The organism is Agrobacterium sp. AGB01, from assembly GCF_014851585.1.
In the GTDB taxonomy this organism is placed as follows: domain Bacteria; phylum Pseudomonadota; class Alphaproteobacteria; order Rhizobiales; family Rhizobiaceae; genus Agrobacterium.
The window spans coordinates 946,434-970,403 of sequence record NZ_JACVAB010000001.1 but is presented as its reverse complement, the minus strand read 5'-3'; the positions used below and the strand labels follow the sequence as shown (position 1 = coordinate 970,403).

General features: G+C 54.5%; 22 protein-coding genes and 1 tRNA gene. 8 read left to right on the top strand and 15 right to left on the bottom strand.

Going from position 1 to position 23,970, the window contains the following annotated elements:
* Positions 1–70 precede the first annotated feature (70 nt).
* The 3 genes from IB237_RS04565 (at position 71) to IB237_RS04555 (ending at position 4,452) form a co-directional block, all read left to right on the top strand.
* Positions 71–2,893 (top strand): DUF2339 domain-containing protein, encoded by a 2,823-nt coding sequence (locus IB237_RS04565; RefSeq protein WP_192487873.1) that lies wholly within the window; start codon positions 71–73, stop codon positions 2,891–2,893.
* 61 nt (positions 2,894–2,954) lie between these two features.
* Positions 2,955–3,596: an HD domain-containing protein gene (locus IB237_RS04560; RefSeq protein WP_192487391.1), complete on the top strand. Its 642-nt coding sequence runs from the start codon at positions 2,955–2,957 to the stop codon at positions 3,594–3,596.
* A 10-nt stretch (positions 3,597–3,606) separates the two neighbouring features.
* Positions 3,607–4,452 carry an MOSC domain-containing protein gene (locus IB237_RS04555; RefSeq protein WP_192487390.1) on the top strand — a complete coding sequence of 282 codons (846 nt, stop codon included), beginning with the start codon at positions 3,607–3,609 and terminating at the stop codon, positions 4,450–4,452.
* A 3-nt stretch (positions 4,453–4,455) separates the two neighbouring features.
* Here the strand turns inward: IB237_RS04555 and IB237_RS04550 are convergent, their stop codons facing one another.
* Complete coding sequence (locus IB237_RS04550) at positions 4,456–4,896, bottom strand: GNAT family N-acetyltransferase (protein WP_192487389.1); 441 nt, start codon at positions 4,894–4,896, stop codon at positions 4,456–4,458.
* Positions 4,897–5,055: 159 nt separating this feature from the next.
* Between IB237_RS04550 and IB237_RS04545 the strand changes: the two genes are divergently transcribed.
* On the top strand, positions 5,056–6,270 hold the full coding sequence (locus IB237_RS04545) for an MFS transporter (protein WP_192487388.1): 1,215 nt from the start codon (positions 5,056–5,058) through the stop codon (positions 6,268–6,270).
* Here IB237_RS04545 and recO read toward each other — a convergent pair.
* From recO to rpoZ, 11 genes are all read right to left on the bottom strand, one after another.
* A complete protein-coding gene (gene recO / locus IB237_RS04540) occupies positions 6,267–7,019 on the bottom strand; it encodes a DNA repair protein RecO (RefSeq protein WP_192487387.1) in 753 nt (250 codons plus the stop codon). The genes IB237_RS04545 and recO overlap by 4 nt on opposite strands.
* A gap of 72 nt (positions 7,020–7,091) precedes the next feature.
* The gene (locus IB237_RS04535; RefSeq protein ID WP_192487386.1) at positions 7,092–7,478 is read right to left on the bottom strand and encodes a response regulator; all 387 of its coding nucleotides are present in this window, start codon (positions 7,476–7,478) and stop codon (positions 7,092–7,094) included.
* 116 nt (positions 7,479–7,594) lie between these two features.
* Positions 7,595–8,347, bottom strand: a complete 753-nt coding sequence (locus IB237_RS04530; RefSeq protein WP_192487385.1) for a Crp/Fnr family transcriptional regulator — start codon at positions 8,345–8,347, stop codon at positions 7,595–7,597.
* 91 nt (positions 8,348–8,438) lie between these two features.
* Entirely contained in the window at positions 8,439–9,386 is a 948-nt protein-coding gene (era, locus tag IB237_RS04525) for a GTPase Era (protein ID WP_192487384.1), read from the bottom strand.
* A gap of 9 nt (positions 9,387–9,395) precedes the next feature.
* Positions 9,396–10,115 carry a ribonuclease III gene (gene rnc / locus IB237_RS04520; RefSeq protein ID WP_192487383.1) on the bottom strand — a complete coding sequence of 240 codons (720 nt, stop codon included), beginning with the start codon at positions 10,113–10,115 and terminating at the stop codon, positions 9,396–9,398.
* The gene (gene lepB, locus IB237_RS04515) at positions 10,112–10,855 is read right to left on the bottom strand and encodes a signal peptidase I (RefSeq protein ID WP_192487382.1); all 744 of its coding nucleotides are present in this window, start codon (positions 10,853–10,855) and stop codon (positions 10,112–10,114) included. Before lepB ends, rnc begins: the two co-directional genes overlap by 4 nt.
* Positions 10,856–10,980: 125 nt before the next feature.
* Entirely contained in the window at positions 10,981–11,385 is a 405-nt protein-coding gene (gene acpS, locus IB237_RS04510) for a holo-ACP synthase (protein ID WP_192487381.1), read from the bottom strand.
* Entirely contained in the window at positions 11,382–11,915 is a 534-nt protein-coding gene (locus IB237_RS04505; RefSeq protein WP_371815253.1) for a DUF2062 domain-containing protein, read from the bottom strand. The genes acpS and IB237_RS04505 overlap by 4 nt, the downstream gene beginning before the upstream one ends.
* Before the next feature lie 124 nt (positions 11,916–12,039).
* Complete coding sequence (locus IB237_RS04500; protein WP_192487379.1) at positions 12,040–12,186, bottom strand: DUF3563 domain-containing protein; 147 nt, start codon at positions 12,184–12,186, stop codon at positions 12,040–12,042.
* A 189-nt stretch (positions 12,187–12,375) separates the two neighbouring features.
* Positions 12,376–14,610 (bottom strand): bifunctional (p)ppGpp synthetase/guanosine-3',5'-bis(diphosphate) 3'-pyrophosphohydrolase, encoded by a 2,235-nt coding sequence (locus tag IB237_RS04495; protein WP_192487378.1) that lies wholly within the window; start codon positions 14,608–14,610, stop codon positions 12,376–12,378.
* A 134-nt stretch (positions 14,611–14,744) separates the two neighbouring features.
* On the bottom strand, positions 14,745–15,140 hold the full coding sequence (gene rpoZ, locus IB237_RS04490; RefSeq protein WP_192487377.1) for a DNA-directed RNA polymerase subunit omega: 396 nt from the start codon (positions 15,138–15,140) through the stop codon (positions 14,745–14,747).
* 293 nt (positions 15,141–15,433) lie between these two features.
* Between rpoZ and IB237_RS04485 the strand changes: the two genes are divergently transcribed.
* Positions 15,434–16,003 carry an NYN domain-containing protein gene (locus tag IB237_RS04485; RefSeq protein ID WP_192487376.1) on the top strand — a complete coding sequence of 190 codons (570 nt, stop codon included), beginning with the start codon at positions 15,434–15,436 and terminating at the stop codon, positions 16,001–16,003.
* A gap of 450 nt (positions 16,004–16,453) precedes the next feature.
* The gene (locus IB237_RS04480; RefSeq protein WP_192487375.1) at positions 16,454–17,953 is read left to right on the top strand and encodes a methyl-accepting chemotaxis protein; all 1,500 of its coding nucleotides are present in this window, start codon (positions 16,454–16,456) and stop codon (positions 17,951–17,953) included.
* A gap of 95 nt (positions 17,954–18,048) precedes the next feature.
* Here IB237_RS04480 and smpB read toward each other — a convergent pair whose 3' ends face one another.
* A complete protein-coding gene (smpB, locus tag IB237_RS04475) occupies positions 18,049–18,531 on the bottom strand; it encodes an SsrA-binding protein SmpB (RefSeq protein ID WP_192487374.1) in 483 nt (160 codons plus the stop codon).
* Between the two features lie 135 nt (positions 18,532–18,666).
* Positions 18,667–19,551: a 4-hydroxy-tetrahydrodipicolinate synthase gene (dapA, locus tag IB237_RS04470; protein ID WP_192487373.1), complete on the bottom strand. Its 885-nt coding sequence runs from the start codon at positions 19,549–19,551 to the stop codon at positions 18,667–18,669.
* A 277-nt stretch (positions 19,552–19,828) separates the two neighbouring features.
* Here dapA and IB237_RS04465 point away from each other — a divergent pair, with 277 nt between their 5' ends.
* Entirely contained in the window at positions 19,829–21,907 is a 2,079-nt protein-coding gene (locus tag IB237_RS04465; protein WP_192487372.1) for a lytic transglycosylase domain-containing protein, read from the top strand.
* Positions 21,908–22,212: 305 nt separating this feature from the next.
* On the opposite strand, the gene IB237_RS04460 is transcribed toward IB237_RS04465, so the two are convergent.
* Complete coding sequence (locus IB237_RS04460) at positions 22,213–23,241, bottom strand: porin (protein ID WP_192487371.1); 1,029 nt, start codon at positions 23,239–23,241, stop codon at positions 22,213–22,215.
* 619 nt (positions 23,242–23,860) lie between these two features.
* Between IB237_RS04460 and IB237_RS04455 the strand changes: the two genes are divergently transcribed.
* A tRNA-Ser gene (locus IB237_RS04455) sits at positions 23,861–23,951 on the top strand.
* Positions 23,952–23,970 lie beyond the last annotated feature (19 nt).

Below are 23,970 nucleotides of genomic sequence, written 5' to 3'. Positions count from 1 at the left end.
CGCTGTTTAGCAGACATGGCCACACGCTCGTGTTTCTGAACCGCTATAATCGGGAGAGTGACTATTGGAAATGCTCGTTCTGCTGGCCGTAGCCTATGTGGCCGCCTTTATCTACACGCTCGTTTCCAGTTTCCGCAGTGCCAGTCGCATCAAAGTCCTTGAACGTGAAGTCAAGGCGCTGAAAAGAATGCTGGCAGCTGGCCAGCCGCCCGTGGCAACGCAAGAAAGCCTGCAGGCCGAGGCAGAACAGCAGGACGCTTTCCTTGGCGCAGAAGGTCCGGAAAAAGACGTCGCTGCCCTTAGGCCACAAGAGCAGGAACCCTCACGCCCCGCGGATCTCGTCGCACAGGAAGTGGCGCAGGACCAGGATGTTGTCACAGAGACCGTGCCGGAACAGCAGACAGCAGCAGCGACCTTGCCGCCGCGCGAAAGCTTTGAAAACCGTCTAGGCGCGCGCTGGGCGGTTTGGGCCGGTGGCATCGCGCTGGCCTTGGGTGGCATCTTCCTTGTCAAATATTCCATTGAAAGCGGACTGCTCAGCCCAGCCGTACGCCTTGCTCTGGCCGGTATCTTTGGTCTTCTGCTGTGGGCTGCCGGTGAAGCCATTCGCCGAAAGGCCGTTCCCAGCGTAACAGCCGCCTATTCAAACGCCATGATCCCCGGCGTTCTGACGGCTGCAGGCTCACTCACCTTGTTTGGCGTGGTCTTTGCCGCCTATGGAATCTACGAGTATATCGGCCCGACAACAGCGTTTATAACGCTTGGTCTGGTGGCCTTTGCCACTCTTGGACTTTCGCTGCTGCATGGGCAGGCACTGGCCGGGCTTGGTCTGTTTGGCTCCATGTTAACGCCAGCACTGGTTTCGACCGAGACACCCAACATATGGGCGCTGTTCATTTTCCTCACCATTTCCTGGGCTGCCACCGCATTCGCCTGCCGCAGCCAGAACTGGAAAATTGTCCCGGCACTTGCCAATGCCGGCCTTGGGCTCTGGGCGCTTGGTTATATCGGCGCCAGCGATATCGTTGACCTGACACCACCGACACTTGCCTTGCTGGCAATGCTGGCTGGAACCATCTTCATCTGGCCGGGCAAGGCGTTTGATGGACAACTGCAACAACAGGAAAGCGTCGCAGAAACGGATCCGCCGCAGAAGACCGCACCTGCCAGATTGTCCGTGCGCATGCTGAAACTGGCGGCGCGCCACCCGATCGCTATCAGCCTGACCGCATCACTGGCGGCGATCTTGCCCGCCATGGCCATGGTCCTGACAGCCGCGTCGACAAATATTCATCCAAGCTTTGCCATGGCAAGCGTGATCGCAGCCCTCGCGGCGCTGGGTGCCAGCCGCCATTTTGCCGTATGGCCTGCGGTATTTTCCGCACTTGGCGCCCTTGCCATCGTCACACTGACCACCCGTAGCGTGTTCTATTTCTCGGGAATGATTACCGGCACCGACATTGCCCCGCCGGCTGTCGCACAGGGCAATGTCGGTGCCGATATTGCCATCGCACTTGGCCTTGGCGCCATTTTCCTACTGTGCAGCTTTGCCTTCCTCAAGCGCAAGGGCGAGCAAGATCCTGACTTTGCGTTGCTTTGGGCCGGCATTGCGGCCATCATTCCTGTATGGCTCGGCACAATTAGCTTTGTTGAATATGGTAACCTGACACGCGATTGGCCGCACGCAGCCTATGGTCTGGCACTTGGCTTTATCCTGATTGCCGGCGCGGAATGGCTGCACAGGCAGGATAAGGATGCTGTATATCGGATGCCGCTCAACCTGCTGGTGACAGGCTCATTTATCGCCTTCGCCTTTACCCTGCATACGTTGACTGATGGTTTGGCAACAACCGTACTGCTTTCCGTGCTGGGCTTTGTCTATGTTCTGGCCACCCGGTGGCGCACATGGGACGCCCTGCCATGGATCATGGCCATCGCAAGCGTCGGCGTTCTTGGCCGCATCGCCTGGGAACCCACAATCGTCGGACCACAAAACCTTGGGCTGACGCCGGTATTCAACGCGCTACTGCCCGGTTATGGTATTCCGGCGGTGCTCGCCATCGCTGCCGCTTACCAGCTGCGCAACTGGCCGGAAAACCGCATCAAGAACTTCCTGCAGGCCATTGCCAGCCTCATGGGCCTCCTGGCGATTGCAATCCTCGTTCGACACGCCATGAATGGCGGCGTACTGAACGACGCGGTTCCGACACTTGGTGAACAGTCGATCTATACGCTTTTGACCATCGGCATGTCGGGCGTGTTGATGACGCTCGACCTGAAATCGCCAAGCCCGATCTTCCGTGTTGGCTCTATGATTGCCGGCGCCATTGCCATGGTCAATGTTCTGACCATGCATTTCGGCGCACTCAACCCGTATTTCAGCGGTGAAAATACCGGACCATGGCCGTTCCTCAACCTGCTGCTGATCGGTTATCTGTTGCCTGGGATGGCCTATGGCGGGCTTGCCTATTACGCGCGCGGCAAACGTCCGCTTGCCTATGTGGTGATGCTGGCACTGTCTGGTGCGGCACTTCTGTTTGCCTGGGCAACACTGTCGGTGCGTCGTTTCTGGCAGGGTGAAAATATCGCCAGCTGGAAAGGCTTCCTACAGAGCGAAACCTACACCTACTCGGTGGTATGGCTGGCAATCGGCGTTCTGCTGCTGGCGCTCGGCTCGAAATTTGATGCCAAGAGCCTGCGTCTTGCTTCCGCAGGGCTGGTGCTGCTGGCAGTTGCAAAAGCCTTCCTTATTGACATGAGCAACCTTGAAGGTGTGCTGCGCGCCCTCTCCTTCATTGGTCTGGGTGTGGTGCTGATCGGAATTGGTCTGTTCTACCAGAAGATCCTGACCGGAAAATCAGCGGCGGAAGTTCTCGCCGAAAGCAAGACGTGATGCAGATTGCCATGGCCTGCACTTGGTTCTAAACAGCGAAAAAATTCCAAGGAAAGAACATATGCAGGCCCAATCCTTCGCCCCCTTCGCTTCGCTTGCCGAGCAGTTGATTCCTCACGCAACCGAGGGCGATGACGGCTCGCATGATCTGGCCCATATCCACCGCGTGTTTCGCAACGCAATGCGTATTCATGCGACCGAAGGCGGCAATGGACCTGTTCTGGCTGCAAGTGTGTTGCTGCATGATTGCGTGGCCGTTGAGAAGAACTCACCGCTGCGGGCACAGGCCTCACGGCTGGCTGCGGAAAAGGCCGAAGGCATATTGCTGGGGCTGAATTGGCAGACCGCAGATATCGAGGCGGTGAAACACGCCATTACCACGCACAGTTTTTCCGCCAATCTGGAGCCACAAACGCTGGAGGCAAAAATCCTGCAGGATGCGGACAGGCTGGACGCCATCGGCATGGTGGGGGCAGCCCGGTGTTTCTATATTGCCGGACGGTTGGGTTCAGCACTTTATGACCCGCAAGACCCACTAGCCAGAGAACGCCCCCTTGACGACAGGACATTTGCAATAGACCACTTCCAGACGAAGTTGTTCACGCTGGCCGACGGGTTCAAGACAGAAACCGGAAGGGCGCTGGCCAAGGAACGGCATGACAGATTACAGCAGGTGCTGGATCTGTTTCTGGATGAAATCTGAGGAGGTTTGCATGCGCATATCGGCGCTGAATATCTACCCGCTGAAAAGTGCGCGCGGCATTCCGCTTTCGCAAAGCCCTATCACCTGGGAAGGTTTGCCCGGCGATCGCCGCGCCATGTTTGTGCATGCTTCCGGTCAGTTCATTACCCAACGCGAATTGCCATCCATCGCGCGGATTACCGCCTTGCAGTCCGGCAGCGGACTGCGCCTGTCCACCGACACGGATGGCGAGATTCTCGCCCTGCCCTCGCCAGAACGCATGGATGTCGTGGTTTGGAAATCAACAGTCAATGCAGCCGTGGCACCGGATGAGATCAACACCGTGCTGTCAGGCTGGATGGGCACCGAACTCAAGCTGGTGTTTTTTGATGAGGCGTCCACGCGCATCGCCTCTGAAGAATGGGCTGGCGATGAAACGCCCGTCACCTTTGCCGACGGCTATCAGATCCTCGTCACGACAACTGCGTCGTTGGCTGCACTCAATGAAAACATGGCCGCCAATGGCGAAGACGGCATTGGCATGGATCGTTTCCGTCCCAATGTCGTGCTGGATACGGATGAGCCATGGGCGGAAGACCGCTGGGCGGCATTGGAAATCAACGGCATCCGTTTTGATCTGGTCAAACCCTGTGCCCGCTGCATCATGACCACTCAGGACCAGTTGACTGGTTCGCGCGAGGGTGCGTCGCCAATGAAGGCGATGGGGCGGTTACGCATGTCGGCCGACCGCCGTGTGCCCGGCCCGCTTTTCGGTTGGAACGTCACACCGCGTGGTGAAGGCCAGATTGCCGTGGGTGACACGGCAATCATTATCGAAAGCCGCAATGACGGCTGGGCAATCAAGAAGCGCGGTTAACCCTCAACCGCGCTTTTTCTCGTAACGAACATCACCCTTGTCATCGACGCCAACGGCAATCCAGTTGCGTTTCTGGTAAAAGCCATTGGCGCGAATATCCGGGGATGCGTCCGTCTCCAGCCAGATGGTTTCATGGCTGGCAAACAGGGCTTTCTCGGCTTTATCCATCAGCAGATGGCCAAGGCCACGGCCTTCAAATGACGGTTTCACGAACAACGCAAATACCGAGGCGTCTTCAAAGTCCACGATGGCGAAGGCAGCCGGCTGCCCGTCCACCTCGGCAATCCAGCCGCATTCTGCACTCTCCAGCGTTTCGGTCACCACATCCTGCGAGATGCCCATCTCCAGCAGTTGTTCATGCGTCAGATGGTTCTGCGTTACACTCGTCCGGATATCAAAAATGGCGTCGACATCAGCAGAGCGGGCACGGCGAACACATATCATTGGCTGAGATTTTCCTTTTAAATACAACATAGAATGGTGGCGATGCTTTTGACAGCAAATGCAGTTTCCATCAACGCGCATTATGCACAACCTCAACAAAACTGATTGGCGCGAAAATATGATGAAAGCTAATATGGGCGCCTATCAGGAGATTACTGAATGCCCGATTCTATCCGCCAGCCGATGCCCTGGCTCATCATCATTGCCGGATCGCTGATTGCCGTCATGACCTTTGGCCCGCGCTCGGCCATGGGCTTTTTCCAGCTGCCAATGTTGCAGGACACTGGCTGGGACCGCTCGACCTTTGGGCTTGCCATGGCATTGCAGAACCTGTTCTGGGGCATCGGCCAGCCGTTTTTCGGTGCGCTTGCCGATAAATATGGAACAGGCCGTGTGCTTATTCTGTCCGGCATTCTTTACGCTGCGGGTCTGGTGTGCATGTCTTTTGGCACATCACCCTTCTGGCTGCATTTTGGCGGCGGCGTACTGGTCGGCCTTGGCATTGCCGCCGGTTCGTTCAGCGTCATCCTCTCGGCCTTTGCCCGCAATGTGACGCCGCAGCAGCGCACCATGGCATTTGGTATCGGAACGGCCGCCGGTTCTGCTGGCATGTTCCTCTTTGCGCCGATCAGCCAAGGCTTGATTTCGGCTTATGGCTGGTCCGACAGCCTTGTCTATATCGGCGCAATGATGCTGATCGTTCCATTGCTGGCATGGCCGCTGCGCGGCAACGCGACATCCGGCACGCAGTCACAGGCGCAGTTTAAGCAAACGGCTGGCGAGGCCCTGCGGGAAGCTCTTGGCCACAAAAGTTATTTGTTGCTGACAACCGGCTTTTTTGTCTGCGGTTTTCAGGTGGCCTTTATCACCGCCCACTTCCCGGCCTATCTCGGTGATATAGGTGTTGAACCGCGCTACGCTGTCATTGCCATGGCACTGATCGGTTTCTTCAACGTCATCGGCTCGCTGGCGGCAGGTTACATCAGCCAGCGTTACTCCAAGCCTTATTTCCTTGCCTATATCTATATTGGCCGCTCGATTGCCGTGACGGCCTTTCTGCTGCTGCCGCAGACGCCGCTTTCAGTTGTCATTTTCGCTGCCGTAATGGGTCTGTTGTGGCTGTCCACCGTTCCGCCAACCAATGCACTGGTCGCCATCATGTTCGGCACGCGTCATTTGGGCATGCTCGGTGGCGTGGTGTTTCTCTCGCACCAGATCGGCTCATTCCTTGGCGTCTGGATGGGCGGCTACCTCTACGATATTCTCGGCTCTTACGATCTCGTATGGTGGCTTGGTGTGGGAATGGGTATCTTTGCGGCCATTGTTCACTGGCCAATCCGCGAACAGGCGGTTGAGCGACCAGCGATCGCCTAATCCAGCACTGGCTGCTGGACAGCCATCAACGCTTTTAATGCCGCCTGGACGAAACCGTCTCGGGCGGCATTGTCGTTTAGGCCACGCGGTTCATAAACATGGCGGTTGAGGAAATGACCGGTCAGTCGGAAAGCGGCGGTCAGGCTCTCACAGGTGGCGGCAGCTCTGCCCTGATGGCCAAGGAACGGCGGCAACATCAACATTCGGTCCGCATAGGGTTGACCGGCAGCACGACACACAGCACGCCCGGTTTTGGGTGAGACATAGACCAGTTCGTCGCGCGTACCGGTTGCCGCACACTCACTCAAATCCAGTCCAAAACCGAGATCGTTCAGCACGGCGAGCTCAAACCGCACGAACAGTTCCCCGGCATCGGCGGGATTGGTCATGTTTTCAAGAATCACATTCATCGCTTCAAACAGATGCGGATGCGGATCACGTTCCGGCAACAATCTGAGAAGCGCACCCATGGCCTGCACACCATAGACCGCAGTTGCGGTTTCCATCAGCTGGGCAGCGCGCAAGCGCACAGGCTCCATGCGGTATTCACCAAGGTGGTCATGCAGACGCGCACGCCAGGTCACATCAACCAGATTGCCCGGCTGCAACACCGGCTGCATGCTGCGGGAACGGCCGGACCGAACCATGCCCAAATGGCGGCCACGCGAACGACTCATCACCTCGGCGATGACACTTGTTTCGCCGTGGCGCTTCACGCCAAGAATGATTGCCTCGTCCTGCCACTGCATGGAATAAACTGCCGCTATGCTGATTCAAGTCACTCTACAGCATCGGCCCGAGAAGCGAAATTGCTTTACAGCCTACCGTGCCTCAGACGAGGCGCGTTTTTCATGTTCGCCGAGAATGCCGGACACAAAGGTCGCAAATTCGCCGTCATCAAACGGTTTGCCCAGCACTACCGCCTGCTTCAAATCCTCGGGGAAGCCACTGGTATCGTTATAACCGCTGATAAAGCCGAAGGGAATTTGCCGCTCGCCCAGCGCACGCGCCAGATCAAAGCTGTTTTCTCCTGCGATGTTCACGTCCAGAAACACGCAATCATAAATGTGCGTTTCTAGAGCCGTAACTGCGCCTGCAATAGATGTCGCGATGTCAACCGTATCAAACCCCATACCAAGCAAGGTTGTCTCGATATCCAGCGCGACGAGATATTCATCTTCCAGCACGAGAGCTCGTTGCCGCACCATATCTTCTCTCTATCCTCACCCATCTGCCCGGCCCTCGCAACACTGCGACCCGTATTATGGAATCGCAAATGCGGACCAAGACGTCATTTAAAAAAGACATGTTCCTGGACGTTAGCTCAGATAAACGGCCGACTCTGTTTGTCGTCACCGTCCCAACCGGCAACGGCCGCCAGACCTGCCTCATCCAGCACGAGACAGCCTTTGTCCGTCCAGCGCAACAGATTGCGATCGGAGAGTTTGCGCAGGGTTTTGTTGGTATGCACGATGGACAGGCCCAGCGTATCGGCCACATGTTGCTGGGTGACCGGCAAGGTATCTTCCTTGCCAAGCAGATTGACCGCACGCGCCTTGCTGTAAAGAAACGCAATCAGGTAGGCGGCACGCTCCAGCGCAGTGCGTCGACCGATGCTGAGCAAGTGACTGTCCAGCATTCTCTCCTCACTGGCGGCAATCCAGGTCAGGTCATAGGCAAGCGTCGGATGATCGGTGAAAAGGTTGTTCAGCCTGCCACGTTCAAAAACGCACAGGGTGACCGGAGAGAGCGCTTCGACAGAATGCTGCATCTCTCCCATAACGGTGCCCTGAAGACCGACAAGATCGCCAGGCATGAGGTAATTGAGGATTTGCCGGCGCCCATCCTCCAGCGTCTTGTAGCGAAATCCCCAACCGTCGAGCACGGTATAAAGGTGGGCGCTATGCGATCCTTCCATCAGGATCAGCGCGCCCGGTTCAACGGTCAGCTCACCGGTTTTGAAACGGGATACAAATGCGAGTTCACTGCCAGAAAAATCTCGAAAATGCGGCATGTGCCGCAAGGGACACTTTTCACATGGGGTGGTTGACGATCCAGCTGGACTTCGAGGGGCCATTGATTTTCAAAACGGTTGTGAACAATTAAGTTATGCGATTACTAACTCGCTCATTTAGCAATTGTTCCAACCGTCCTCTTGAAAATCAGCCTTATCCTCTCGGGAATTCCAGACCCATTTCGCGGAAGCGTTCTGGGTCATTGCCCCAGTTCTCGCGCACCTTCACGAATAGGAAGAGATGCACTGTCTGCTCGAGGATCTCAGACAGTTCCTTACGGGACGCAGTTGAAATTGCCTTGATCGCATCGCCGTTTTTGCCAAGTGCGATTTTTTTCTGGCTGTCGCGCTCGACATAGATCACCTGTTCGATGCGAACAGAGCCGTCCTTGCGCTCTTCCCACTTTTCGGTTTCGACATGCGATGCATAAGGAAGCTCCTGATGCAGACGCAGGAACAGCTTTTCACGGGTGATTTCAGCAGCCAGCTGGCGCATCGGCAAATCTGAAATCTGGTCTTCCGGGTAATACCAAGGGCCTTCCGGCAGCTTTTCCGCCAAATAATCCATCAGGTCATCACAGCCGGAACCATTGGTGGCCGAAATCATGAAGGTGCGCTCAAAATTCACTTCGGCATTGGCAGCAGCCGCCAGCTTCAGAAGATCTTCGCGCTGCACCTGGTCGATCTTGTTGAGGCACAGGATCTTTGGCTGTGGCACATCTTTGAGGCCGGTGAGAATGGCTTCCGCATCGCCTTTCAGACCGCGTTCACTGTCGATCAACAACAGAATGACATCCGCATCCTTGGCACCACCCCAGGCCGACGTCACCATGGCGCGGTCCAGCTTACGGCGTGGTTTGAAAATGCCAGGCGTGTCCATGAACACGATCTGGGCATTGTTGTGAATGGCGATGCCACGCATGACGGCGCGTGTCGTCTGCACCTTGTGGCTGACGATGGACACTTTTGCACCGACCAGCCGGTTTACCAGCGTCGATTTGCCGGCGTTGGTCGGGCCGATAAGCGCGACAAACCCGGAATGGGTTGGACCGGCGGCAACGGTTTCGTCGCCCAGGCCTTCATTGTTTTCATGTTCGGTCATAATGTCCAATCAGTCTGCGGCGGGCGTTTTGTGCCAGACGCCTTCTCGTTCGAGTAATTTGGTGGCGGCAACCTGTTCTGCTGCGCGTTTCGAGCGTTCAACACCCGTTTCCGGTGCGACGCCGGGAATTTCCACAGTCACTGTAAAGCGTGGATCGTGATCCGGTCCACTGCGATCGTCAACCCTGTAAGATGGGGTGACGGCAAAACGGGCGTGCGCCCATTCCTGAAGTTCGGTTTTGGCGTCACGGCGACCGGCATCAATGCGGGTGGCGCGCTTCTGCCAAAATTTGAGAATGAAGCGTCGCGAGGCATCCAGGCCGCCGTCGAGATAGATCGCGGCGATCAGGCTTTCCACAACGTCGGCACGAACATTCAGCATGCTTTTGCCGGTCAGTTTCTTGACGTCTGCGCCGGTACGAATGAATTGATGCAGGCCCATTTCATCGGCAATGGCAGCGCAGGATTCGGCGCTGACCAGCTGGTTCAAACGAACGGACAGTTCACCTTCCGCAGCAGAGCGGAAGGTGGAAAACAGAAGTTCTGCAACACACAGCCCCAGAACGCGGTCGCCCAGAAATTCCAGTCTCTCATAATTTCCGGCGGAAGCAGAACGGGCACTTGCATGCGTCAAGGCGCGGTCAAGCCGCGCCTTTTCTGTGAATACATGACCGATGAGAGCTTCGATACGGCCAATTTCCTCCGGCGAAAGAGGTTTTGCCTTGCTCATTCCACGGCCTTGAACAGTCTGTCCCAACGCATGTTGGCAGGCCATTTCCAGAATTCACGGAAGGATGTGTCGTTGCCCAGCGAGAAGAAGATGATGCTGGCGCGACCGATCAGGTTTTCCGCGGGAACAAATCCGACGTCAAAGCGGCTGTCGAGAGAGTTGTCACGGTTATCGCCCATGAAGAAGTAGTGGCCTTCCGGCACGACAAATTCACGGGTGTTATCGCCGCGCGAATCCTGCACCTGATCCAGCGTATCATAGGTCACGCCGTTATCGAGCGTTTCGCGGAATACCGGAACGTCAGAGCCTGGATCAAGACGGTAGTCAGACGTGAAGGTGCCATCAGGCTGCTTTGGAACCGGCTTGCCATTGATGAACAGCACGCCATTGGTCACCTGAATACGGTCACCCGGCAGGCCGACGAGACGCTTGATGTAATCCACTTCCGGGTTTGGCGGCAGACGGAATACGATGATGTCACCACGCTCCGGTTCGCTTGCAAAAATGCGGCCCGAAAACAGGTTGGGCGAAAATGGCAGCGAATATTTCGAATAGCCATAGGAGAACTTGTTCACGAACAGATAGTCGCCAACCAGCAGCGTCGGCATCATCGAGCCGGACGGAATGGTGAAAGGCTGAAACAGAACCGTACGAATAACCATCGCAAGCAGCAATGCCTGCACGATGACCTTGATGTTTTCCCAAAGGGCGCTCTGCTTCTTTTCAGCTTTATCGGACACTTAAAGACCTGCCTGCTCGTTCCTAAAATCGAAGACTTCTCTAGAACCTTTCCAGCGTAAAGGAAAGTATTCTGTTTCAATGCCAGACCGTGGCGGCAATTTCACCACCGTCCGGCGAAAATTGCTTAAGCGCTGACGGGCCTTGCCTCAATAATCACGAATGCTTGAGCGTAAGGAAATTCATCTGTGATCGTTAGATGGATGAATGCTTCGTGGCCTGCCGGCAGCAATTTTGCAAGATGTTCACCTGCCCCGCCAGTCAGGGCCATGGTCGGCTTTCCACCCGGCAGATTGATAACACCCATGTCGGTCCAGAACACGCCATGCGAAAGCCCGGTGCCTAAAGCCTTGGAACAGGCCTCCTTGGCTGCAAAACGTTTGGCATAGGACGCAGCCCGATTTTTCCGTCCGTCGGATTTGGCCCGTTCAATGGGCGTAAAACAGCGGTGGGTGAAACGTTCGCCAAAACGTTCAATAGACTTCTCGACCCGGCGAATGTCGATGAGATCACTGCCGATGCCGATTATCATGCAGAAATTCCTGTATCGTTATTGGAGAAAGAAAGTGCTTGCTGACGCTGACGGCGCATGGCGCGCAGCAGAAAAAAGACACCGAAATAGGCAATGAAGGCGCTTAACAGTGCAGGAAGCGCCGATCCAACAATCATCGGCTCCAGCACGGGCCGCCAGAGTTCGCGGAAACTCACATGGTGGATAAGCGAACCCAGATCGAGATTATTTGTGGCAGCCGTTTCGTCCCTGCGCAAAAGCTGGCGACCGATTTCCCATGTGGATGCCCAGATGAAGGGAAGTGTTAAAGGATTGGCGACCGCCGTTCCCAGTGCCGCAGCCACAAGACTGACACGCAATATGAAGCCCACAGCCAATGCCAGAATAATGTGGACACCCAGAAATGGCGTCCACGCAACGGCAACACCGATGGCAAAGCCTGCCGCAATCGAATGCGGCGACGCCGAGAGGCGTGAAAGTCGCAGCGCCAAATAGCGAAACGAACGCTTAAACCCTTTGCGCGGCCAAATCAGCGCGCGCAATCTTTCCACAAATCCAGCAGGTTTTTTCCGGCGAAATGGCATCTGGTTAGTTTATTGCATCGTTTCAAAACCGCCAAGCGGCGTTTGTTACAAAATGCGATCCATAGAGGCCTTGCCGTTAAACCTGACTAGATTAACGGCGGAACAGGCCGCGATCGATTTCGCGCTGACGAAACTCAAGATCAACCTGCGACATCGAAGCATTGAGGTAGTCAAACTCGCGTTCCTGAACAGTCTTACCACGAACAGCACGAGCAATCTTACGAATAGGACTAAACATGATCTTTTCCTTTTCTTCCAAACCGGCCCTGAATTGAGTTTTCACCAAGGCGTCGGAAACTTTGTTCCTGTTTTCTGATCTGGAAGATAGTCCTGCACGAGCAACTTGACTACAGACATGAAAAGGCCGCTGGTATGCACTCAACGCATAACAGCGGCCTTAATGTCTATTTTAAGTGCAATTTCTGCCTCAATCGAAGGCACGTGTCACGGTTGAGACGCAATCGAGGTCTTTCAACTGCGACTGAAGCTGATTCAACTGACGCAAATCCCAGACTTCGACATCCAGCGACAGCTCGGAGAAGTCCGTACCGATGCGGATCATGTTCAGGCTGCGAATGTTGACGTCGAGCGTGGCGATGGATTGCGCAACAGAGGCAAGGGTTCCAGGCTCATTCAAGGCATTGATCATCAGACGCGCCATGAAGCGCGACTTGTTGGCCTCGTCCAGATCCCAACGCACATCAATCCAGCGTTCCGGCTCATCATCGAAGCGCTGCAATGCCGGTGATTGGATGGGATAGATGGTAATACCCTTGCCCTTTTCCATGATGCCGACGATACGATCGCCCGGTACGGCACCAGCTGACCCGAAATGTACGTCAACATTTCCGGACAGGCCACGGATCGGCAAAGGATCAGGTCCTTCTGCAATCTCTGCCGCACCATCGTCTTCCAATACAGAACGCGACTTGCCGGGGATTTTGAAGACCATGCCGGATGCGCTGCGCATGTTAAACCAGCCGTCATCGCCATTCAGCTTCACGGTGACGCGCTCGTCCTGATAGTCAGGATAAACCGCACGCAACACGTCGAGCGACGACATTTCGCCACGACCGACAAGCGCGATCGCGTCTTCAACGTCCTTCTGCGCCAAACGATGCAGGGCTGGTTTCAGCGCATCACGAGAGAAGGCCTTGCCTGCGCGCTCAAAGGTGCGTTCCAGAATACGATAACCGAGGCCTGCATATTGTTTGCGGATGGCCATACGGGTTGCACGGCGAATGGCGGCACGCGCCTTTCCGGTCACCACGATCTCTTCCCAGGCGGCAGGCGGCACCTGCACGCCGGAGCGAATGATCTCGACTTCATCACCGTTATTAAGGCGCGTTACCAACGGCATGATACGGCCGTTGATCTTAGCACCCACGGTCGTGTCACCGATATTGGTGTGAACGGCATAAGCGAAGTCGATGGGCGTTGCACCACGCGGCAGCGCAATCAGCTTGCCCTTTGGCGTGAAGCAGAACACCTGATCCTGGAAAAGTTCGAGCTTGGTGTGCTCCAGAAACTCTTCCGGATTGTCGCCTTCGGCAAGCGCCTCAATTGTGTGACGCAGCCAGGAATAGGCGTTGGATTCCGGAGAGAGCAAATCCCCCTCGCCGTTTTCGCCATCCTTGTACAGTGAATGCGCAGCAATGCCGAACTCGGCAATCTCGTGCATGCGCTTGGTTCTGATCTGCAGCTCGATACGCTGACGCGAGGGACCAACAATGGTGGTGTGGATAGAGCGGTAGTCGTTCTGCTTCGGCGTCGAGATATAATCTTTGAAGCGACCAGGCACCACGCGCCAGCGCGTATGCACAATGCCCAAGGCACGGTAACAGGACGGGATATCACCAACCAGAAGACGGAAGCCGTAAACGTCAGAAAGCTGCTCGAACGACAGTGACTTCGACTGCATCTTGCGGAAAACCGAATAGGGCTTTTTCTGCCGCCCCTTGACCATGGCACCGATTATTCCGTTCGCTACCAGCAGATCACGCAGTTCGTCCTCAATCTTCTTGACGAGACCCTGATTGCGCTCCTCAAGCTCACTGAGCCGCTTTGTCACGGTCTCGTAGGCCTCAGGATTGAGATAACGGAAGGACAGATCCTCCAGCTCGTCACGCATGTCCTGCATACCCATGCGGCCGGCAAGCGGCGCATAGATTTCCATGGTTTCCTCGGAAATACGGCTGCGTTTGTCCGCAGGCATGTATTCCATGGTGCGCATGTTGTGCAGACGGTCGGCCAGCTTGACCAGCAGCACCCGCACGTCGTCAGAGATGGCCAGCAGCAGCTTACGCAGGTTTTCCGCCTGCTTGGCCTTCTTGCTGACCAGATCTAGCTTCTTGAGCTTTGTTAGACCTTCAACAAGGCGGCCGATATCCTCGCCGAACAGCTCGTCGATTTCCTGACGTGTGGCAGAGGTGTCTTCAATTGTGTCATGCAGGAGAGCAACAGCGATGGTCGATTCATCGAGGTGCATTTCTGTGAGAATGGCGGCAACTTCAAGCGGATGCGAAATGTAGGGGTCGCCATTGGCGCGTTTCTGCTGGCCATGTTTTTGCATCGCATAAACATAGGCTTTGTTCAGCAGCGCCTCGTTTGCATCCGGCTTGTATTTTTGAACCCGCTCAACGAGTTCGTATTGCCTCATCATTGGAAACCAACCGCCATTAAAAAGAAAGCGCGCCAATCTATTCGATTGGCGCACAATTCTGCATCATATGGGATCAAATTATGACAGCAAAGATTTACAGACGGTAACCGCCTGCCCTAGCCGACATAAGAGAATCAATAATCGTCGCTTTTTTCCGGCGGAACGAGGCCTTCGATACCGGCCAGCAGATCCTCTTCCGACATCTGGTCGAATGTGATCGCTTCTGGCTGGTCATCCTCTTCGCTGTCGGAAGATGCAGCATTTGCCGCAACAGCAGCTGGATCGGGCTCTGGCTCATCCACTTCAACATGCTTCTGCAGCGAGTGGATCAGGTCTTCCTTCAGGTCGTCAGGAGACAGGGTTTCGTCAGCAATTTCGCGCAGAGCCACGACTGGGTTCTTGTCGTTGTCGCGATCAATCGTGATCTGCGAGCCCTGAGAGATCTGCCGTGCGCGGTGGCTTGCGAGAAGCACCAGCTCAAAACGGTTGTCTACCTTATCAATGCAGTCTTCTACTGTGACACGGGCCATTGCCTGTCCTTTGCGGTCGTTATATCGCTTGTATGCTTGCCCGATACAGTGATTGGGCACAAAATTCAAGTTTTTCGTGAATGGGCGTAACTTTAGTAGGATTTGCGCATTGTTTGCGCTTTTAGGTGAATTATCAGCCATAATTGACTTGGAATAAAGCTAAACCTCGAATAATGAACTTTATATGACGTGCTCATAATGTATGATGAGTAACTAAAGTGATTTGCTACTACCGGTTTTGAAATCCTGGTCAGCATTTCTGGCCCGCATTTATGAGGAAGGACCAACCATACATGTTCGATCCCCGAGAGAAAATTGCTCTCTTCATCGACGGCGCAAATCTCTACGCAGCTTCTAAAAATCTCGGCTTTGATATTGACTACCGCAAGCTGCTAAAAGCTTTCCAGAAACGAGGCTACCTTCTGCGTGCGTATTATTACACGGCCCTTATTGAAGATCAGGAATATTCATCCATCCGACCATTGATCGACTGGCTTGATTACAACGGCTACAAAGTTGTGACCAAACCTGCCAAGGAATTCACTGATTCCATGGGCCGCCGTAAAATCAAAGGCAATATGGACATTGAACTGGCCGTCGATGCCATGGAGCAATCCAGCACTGTCGACCATCTTGTTATATTTTCTGGTGATGGTGATTTCACCACGCTCGTAGATGCCTTGCAGCGTAAAGGCCGCAAGGTTTCCGTCGTTTCCACCATGGCAACACAGCCGCCAATGATTGCTGACGACCTGCGTCGCCAAGCAGATCACTTCATCGATCTCGTATCCTTGAAAGCTGAGATTGGCCGTGACCCGTCGGAAAAACCACAGCGTGTTACCGAAGGCGCAATTCAGGAATAAAGTCTTGTTTCGGAATTTATACTTCACATCCACAAGTCCGCACTGTCGAACAGCTTAATGCTTTGACAGTGCGGGTTCATTTTTTACATTCCCTGCATTTTGCGATTACGGATTTTATATTTCCCGTTTATTTCACATTATTTTCTGCACTCAAAACAATAACGCAATAAAACTAAGCACACGTTGAACTTGCTCAAAGTCAAATTTCTGCAAAAATTTTTTTTAACTTAATTTAACCATACATATTCTTGCCAGACACTTGGGCAGCATAGCGACTGCGCTTGGATGCATGAGAAATATGCGATGCAACCGAGGTTAATTGGTACTCTCTCCTCCACACTGCCTATTTCATCAAAACCTTTGTTAGGAATTGATTAAACCTAATTGTGGCCTTGTCACGCCACGGGACCAGGAGACTCTTCTCCTCGGGCAAATGAACGAGTTAAATTCATGAGTGGCAAGCAGAACAGTTATCAGGCACTGGAAGAACGACTTTCCTTTTTGGGAATCGCCGCAAACCAAAAGCGTGATCTTCACAACATCATGCCTGTTATCACAGATTCGCTGAGCAGCTCTCTGGATACATTCTACAACAAGGCAAAGACGGTTCCCCATACCGCAAAGTTCTTTGCCAATGATGCGCATATTGCACACGCCAAGAGCATGCAGGTCAAGCACTGGTCGCGTATTGCCAGCGGTCGTTTCGACGAAGATTACGTCAAGGCCGTCAGTGCTATTGGCCACACCCACGCCAAGCTCGGACTTGAACCACGCTGGTATATCGGCGCCTACGCGCTTGTCGTCGAAGGCATTGTCAAGGCGCTGATTGAAAACCAGCTGAAAGGCTTTCTCTACGACAGCAAGGCCAGGGCACTGACGCGCGACATTTCCGTTGTGCTCAAAGCCGCCCTGCTCGACATGGATTACTCCATCACTGTGTATCTTGATGCGCTGGCTGAAGAACGTGAAAAAGCGGAAATTCAGCAGCAGCAGATGAAGGCCGAACAGGAAAATGCTCTGGCAGTTCTCAACCAGGCCCTGAATAAATTGGCCAGTGGTGATCTCGCCACCAAGATTGATGCAACCCTTGCGCCGCAGTTTGAATCGCTGCGCGATAACTACAACCAGGCTGTCAGCAATCTTTCCAAAGCATTTTCCAATATCGTCGTCGAGACACACAAGATTTCTGCCAATACGCGCGAATTGACAACGTCGACGGACGATATGGCGCGCAGAACAGAACAACAGGCTGCGGCGCTTGAAGAAACCTCGACCGCGATTGAGCAAATCACTACAATTTCCCGCCAGTCCGCCCAGCGTACGCGTGAGGCCGAAGATATTGTGCGCAGTTCGGCCCAACAGGCCAATAAATCACGAGATATTGTCGCCGAGACCGTTCAGGCAATGGGGGCAATTGAAGATTCTTCGCAGAAGATCACCCAGATCATCAGCGTGATCGACGAAATTTCTTTCCAGACAAACCTTCTGGCACTCAATGCCGGTGTTGAAGCGGCGCGCGCTGGCGAAGCCGGCAAGGGATTTGCCGTGGTTGCCCAGGAAGTCCGTGAACTGGCACAACGCTCCGCCTCTGCTGCCAGGGAAATCAAGACCCTGATCGACAAGTCTTTCGCGGATGTGTTGCACGGTGTTTCTCTCGTCAACAAGACCGGCGAAGCCCTGCATTCCATCGGTGAAAAAGTCGACAGCATTCAAGAGCATATCGGTGCGATTTCGACGGCTGCGCAGGAACAGGCCGCCGGCATTCAGGAAATTCACACCGCCGTTGCAAGCATGGACCAATTGACGCAGCAGAATGCTGCGATGGTTGAAGAAACCAATGCAGCGACACACGGCCTCAGCGATATCAGCAGCAGCCTCGCGGATCTTGTTTCCCGCTTCAAGGTCTCTACCCAGATGAGCTTCGAACAACCAGTTTACCGCGCAGCTTAAGGTACAACAAAACAAGAAGGGCTCCAAAACGTCGGTTTTGGAGCCCTTCTTGTTATCTTAAGCCTACTTTGATGGCATCCTTAAGGATGGAAGCCTTAGCGGGAATCACCCTTGAGTAGTCGGGACTTCTGGCGATTCCAATCGCGCTCCTTCTCCGTCTCGCGCTTGTCGTGCAACTTCTTGCCCTTCCCTAGCGCAAGCTCCATCTTGGCGCGGCCGCGATCATTAAAATAAATCTTGAGCGGAATAAGTGTCATGCCATCACGGTTGATGGCAGAGCGCAGGCGATTGATTTCACGCTTGGTCAGCAGCAGCTTGCGACGGCGGCGCGGCTCATGATTGAAACGATTGGCCTGCAGATATTCCGGCAAATGCGAGTTGATCAGCCAAATTTCATCGCCTTCATCCGACGCATAGGATTCAGCGATGTTTGCCTTGCCTTCACGCAGCGATTTGACCTCGGTGCCGGTGAGTACCAAGCCGACTTCGTAGGTATCAATAATCTCGTAATTGAAGCGTGCCTTGCGGTTTTCCGCGACAATCTTCTTTACCGTGCGCTGACTGCCTTTGGGAGCCATGGAATCCGATCCGCCTTTTGTCGTTTTTTTGTTATGTCGTCGCGTTGTATGCGCAAACGGTTTTATACGCCTTATTTAGTGCAGGCATGTCGGAATGTGAAGCCGCGCAACACAACGCGCCTCCACCAGTTGATATCAATTGATGAGTCCTGCGTGTTTCAGCGCGGCGTCAATAGCACTTTCGGTTGCTGGCTCCAGCGAACTCATTAGCGGAGAGCGAACGGTGCGGTTGATGCCACGAATTCTCGAAAGTGCATATTTTGCACCACACACACCTGGCTCCATGAAGATTGCCTTGTGCAGCGGCATCAGACGATCCTGATAATCCAGTGCGAGAGCATAGTTTCCAGCCAGCATGGCGGCCTGGAACTCTGCACTCAAGCGGGGAGCGACGTTTGCGGTAACGGAAATGCAGCCAACACCACCATGAGCATTAAAGCCAAGCGCCGTGGCATCTTCACCGGACAGCTGAACAAAGTCCTTGCCGCAGCAAATGCGCTGCTCTGACACGCGTTCAATCTTGCCGGTAGCGTCTTTAACGCCGACAATGTTTTCGTGTGCCTTGGCAAGCGCACCCATCGTCTCCGGGCTCATGTCGATGACTGATCGCGGCGGAATGTTGTAAATGACGATAGGCAGGCTCACAGCTTCAGCAATAGCCGAGAAGTGAGCGACGAGCCCCTTCTGCGTTGGTTTGTTATAATAAGGTGTCACCACAAGCAATGCGTCAGCACCAACGTCCTGCGCGTGCTTTGCAAGCTCGATGGCTTCGCTGGTGTTGTTAGAACCGGCACCTGCGATCACTGGAACCCGTTTATCCGCGACCTCCACACACAGCTCGACGACACGTTTGTGCTCGTCATGGGAAAGGGTTGGCGACTCTCCCGTCGTGCCAACCGGCACAAGGCCGCTGCTGCCTTCCGCAATCTGCCACTCGACGTGAGCGGCGAAAGCCGTTTCATCTACCGCGCCTGAGGCGGTAAACGGAGTAATGAGGGCGGGAATGGATCCCTTGAACATACAAAGCTCCTTGCGACTGGCTATCCACGCTTCAGCCGCATTTCCATGGTTAAAACCGCCACACATTAGTTCCGGTCTTATCAGCCGACAAGCATGCAAGGGCGCTATTTTCTGCTAAAAACAAAATCATGTGACAGTTTTATTTCTCAAACTGGTCTGATTACGCCTGCACGGTTCGCTCAAAGATATTTGATCGAATTTGAAGCAGTGGAGTAAGGTTTCGTTAATGCAGCAGGCGGTTAATGGAAGGTGAATTTCCAAAGTTGCGAGTGACGGGATGAAGAAGACGGCGATAACCTTTCTGGCGGCGAGTTTGAGCGCAGGTGTGTGGCATGCCTTTGCATCACCCGTGCCGGAAGCCGCTACCCTGCCGACATCGGCGCCACTGCCTTACGTTCGTCCCAATGCCCCTGCCCCGTTTGCAGCCCCCAATCCTGAAATTATTACCGGTGCTATTCCCCGCACCAGCCGACCCGGTGATGTGACCGACCTGAAAAGCGGACTGGATGCCCTATCGTCTCGTAATGCGGCTCGCGCCATCGCGATTCGCAACGGTTTGGCAGCAGACAGTCTGGACCGGCACATTCTGACTTGGGCGATTGCCGTTTCCGGTATGAAAGAAGTACCTTCCTCTGAAATTGCCACGGCACAACGCGAGCTTAAGGGCTGGCCAGGCGTTGCAGCATTCCGATCCAACTCGGAACGGGCGCTGCTGCGCGAAAATCCACCGGCAGCTCAGGTTCTGGCATCATTCGGCACAAGCCAGCCGGAGACAGCCGAAGGCGCCATTGTTCTTTCGCGCGCCTTGATGGCGACCGGCAAGGCAAGTGAAGCCGCGGCCAATATTCGCCGTATCTGGCTGCGCGAGGGTATGGACAAGGATCTTGAGGATCAGGTCTTAAGCGAGTTTTCATCTCTGCTGACCAGCGCTGATCACAAGGCCCGCATGGATTATCTGATGTATCGCAGCCGGATTAGTCAGGCTAAGCGATTCGGAGATCTCGGCAAGGCGCAGTCGCTTTACAAGGCTTGGGGTGCCGTTTTGCAGCGCTCCAGCAATGCGTCGTCACTGCTCAGCGCCGTCGACAAGTCATGGACGAGCGATCCGGCCTATCTGTTTGCCCGTGTCGAATATTTGCGCAGCCAGCAGAAATATCCTGAAGCTGCCAAGCTGCTCGAGCAAATGCCGCTGGACAAGGCAAAGCTCGTCAATCCTGGCGAATGGTGGAACGAGCAACGTATCATCGCTCGCGGCCTGACTGATCTTGGGGATTTCAGGCAGGCCTATCGTATCGTTTCAAACCACGCCGCCACATCTCCAACCGATGTTGCGGACGCAGAGTTTCATGCCGGTTGGTACGCGCTGCGTGCGCTGAATGATCCTAAGACCGCCGAAAAACATTTCCAGAAACTGCTTGATACGTCCAATCGCCCTCTCTCCGCATCCCGCGCCTATTACTGGCTTGGCCGTGCCGCAGAAGCTGGCGCGCCAGGAAATGCACGTGACTATTTTGCCAAGGCGGCGAACCATCCCGGCACGTTTTATGGTCAATTGGCGGCGGCACGAATCGGCGTGAAGACGCTCAATGTCACCTACCCGACCCCTAGCAACACAGACAGACAGGTTTTTGCCTCTCGCGAAGCGGTGCGGGCAATAGACCGTCTCGAGGCCGCCGGATACAGCTGGAGAGCTGACAGCCTCTACAGGGCGCTTTCTCAACAATTGGACAGTGCCGGCGAACTTGCAATTCTGGCGGCACGTGCCGAGCGTAACGGTAACCATCAGGTATCGCTGCAGATTGGCAAAACCGCCTTTTCACGCGGTATCAACGCGGCAGCGCTGGCCTATCCGCTTGGTGTCATTCCTGACAGCGCCAATATTGCCGGCTCCGGCAAGGCTTTGGCATATGCAATTGCCAGACAGGAAAGCGCGTTTAATCCAAGCGCCATATCGCCCGCCGACGCCCGTGGCCTGCTGCAGCTTCTGCCAGGAACAGCCAAAGGCGTTGCAAACCGCCATGGCCTGACCTTCACGCCAGCCAAGCTGACAAGTGATGCTGGATATAATGCGACGCTCGGCGCTCATTACCTCGGCGAACAAATCGATGCGTTTGGCGGATCCTACATCCTGACCTTCATTGCATATAACGCTGGGCCAAAACGTGTTCCCGAATGGATTACGCGCTATGGCGACCCGCGCGGCAAGCCGATCGATGAAGTTGTTGACTGGATTGAACGTATCCCCTTCCCTGAAACCCGCAATTACGTGCAGCGGGTGATGGAGAATTATCAGGTCTACAAAACACGGCTGGGGCAGAAGTCCGACATTGTCTACGATCTGAGAAACGGTCGTTAAGCACAGTTATCTCACAACGAATCAAAACGTTGCCTGATGCTCTTGCGCCATTTTTGGGCTGCCACGATTCAGCTTCTTTAGTGTCGGGCGCTACTGAGCGCATTCGCATTGAAATTCATCGAGCATCAGAGAGACGCTGTGGCGCAGCCATATTATGGGGCTGTCCTTTTATTGAAGCCAGCGAACGCAGGTGCGCGGCATTGCCATAGGCATAACGACAACCTTAACTTTACGAACGAAATATCTTCCAAAACATAAAAGCCCGGCATTGCTGCCGGGCTTTCACTAATCGACTTAACGTCAGATTAGAACGAACGGGTCAGACGAACCCAACCAGAAGTGTTGTCGCCGAGCAGGTCGGAGTCCTTGTAGTCGACAGTCGCGCCGACCTTCAGGCCAGTTGCGAGCTGGTATTCAGCCAGCAAGCCAACGCCCCAGATGTCGTCGTTGTTTTCGGTTTCCCAGTAAGCAGCCGATGGAGTGATCGTCAGCTTGTCTGTTGCCTTGAGAGCGTAAGAAGCGGAAACAGTCCACTCGTAAGACCAGCCAGAAGTGAGGCCGAGGTCACGATAAGAACCAACGTAGGCGTTAACGCCAGAAGACCAACCAGCGCCGATGTTCAGTTCGCCTGGGCCAATTGGAGCTACGAGAGTTGCGTACAGAGCGCCTTCTTCAGCTTCAGTATCGTAAACGCCGCGCAGAGCGAGGTTCGAAGCGCCGAAGTCAACCTGGGCGTAAGCCTGGAAGCCGATTTCATTGCCAGGAGCGCCGACCCAAACGTTGGAGATGTCGTCTACACCGAGACCGATGCGGAACGCGCCAGCATCGTACAGGTAGCTGATGGTGTTGAAGTTGGTTGCGTTATCGAATGCGTCGAGTTCGCCGTTGATACCGATGTCATCCCACCATGTGAGAGCCTTACCAGCCTTCAGGCCGCCAACAGTGATGTAAGCCTGCTCGAGCGAAACGCCAGAGGAAGGAACGCCACCTTCAGAGCTGTAGTTGCCCTGCAGACGGATGTAGGTGCCGATTGTGCCGAGTTCGGAGTCAGACTTCGTGTCGAAGTATACGCGACCACGAGTAGCGGAGTACCAGTCGCTAGTTTCGTCTGCACCAACGTCTTCACCGAAACCAACGGTGAAACGAACTTCACCACCGATGCGCAGGCAGGTTTCAGTGCCTGGGATGTAGAAGTAGCCAGCGCCGAAAGCGTCGCAAACGCGAACGTATTCCAGGGGCTCTGGCTCAGCAGCGACGATAGCGTCAGCGGCCTGTGCGCCAGAAACTGCTGCGAGTGCTGCAGCGGAGCCGATGAGAAGGCTCTTGATGTTCATATTGACCTCCAGTCAAGTTTCACAAGGGTCTGGGTTCTTAGCTGAAGGACAGCATTCCCTGCCCCATTCCCGTCGATTTAAGAAACGGACGATCCACCGCCGCGCTTCCTGATGTTGAAAATACAAAACGAACCCGCGCATGCAATCATCATCTTCACGGAAACGCACTTTCCTGTGTTGCTTCATCCCACGCTGTTGCGCAAAGGACACAAAACATGGTGCTGGCAGTGGAAAAGGTTTACGACTTCTTAATAAAAACCTTTTGAATCCGTCACTTAACGAGACGACATTTTGAGGTTTCGTATTCTTTCAGCACAATTTCAAGGGATTTTAGGGCTAAAAGCCTGGTGTTTTCGGCTGACTAGCCGTCTCGGGCAGGTTATCGCATGCAGCTGGTTCACCCATCCTAACAGCTGTCCCACCACGAAATTTGGAGAATCGTCCAAGATTCTGTTGCTGGAGTGTTAGGTGATTCTTTTCAAAATCCGTCCTATAAACGCGCCATCCTATATATAGCGCGTGCATGAGGCCGCTCCCTGTGAAGAAAGCGCAGTGTTTTTCGTTGATAATGATAAAAGGCCTTGCATTCAAAAAAGTTACGCAATAATCAGGCCGCACCGGAGAGGTGGCCGAGTGGTCGAAGGCGCTCCCCTGCTAAGGGAGTATACGTCAAAAGCGTATCGTGGGTTCGAATCCCATCCTCTCCGCCATCATATTGATTTCCCAAAA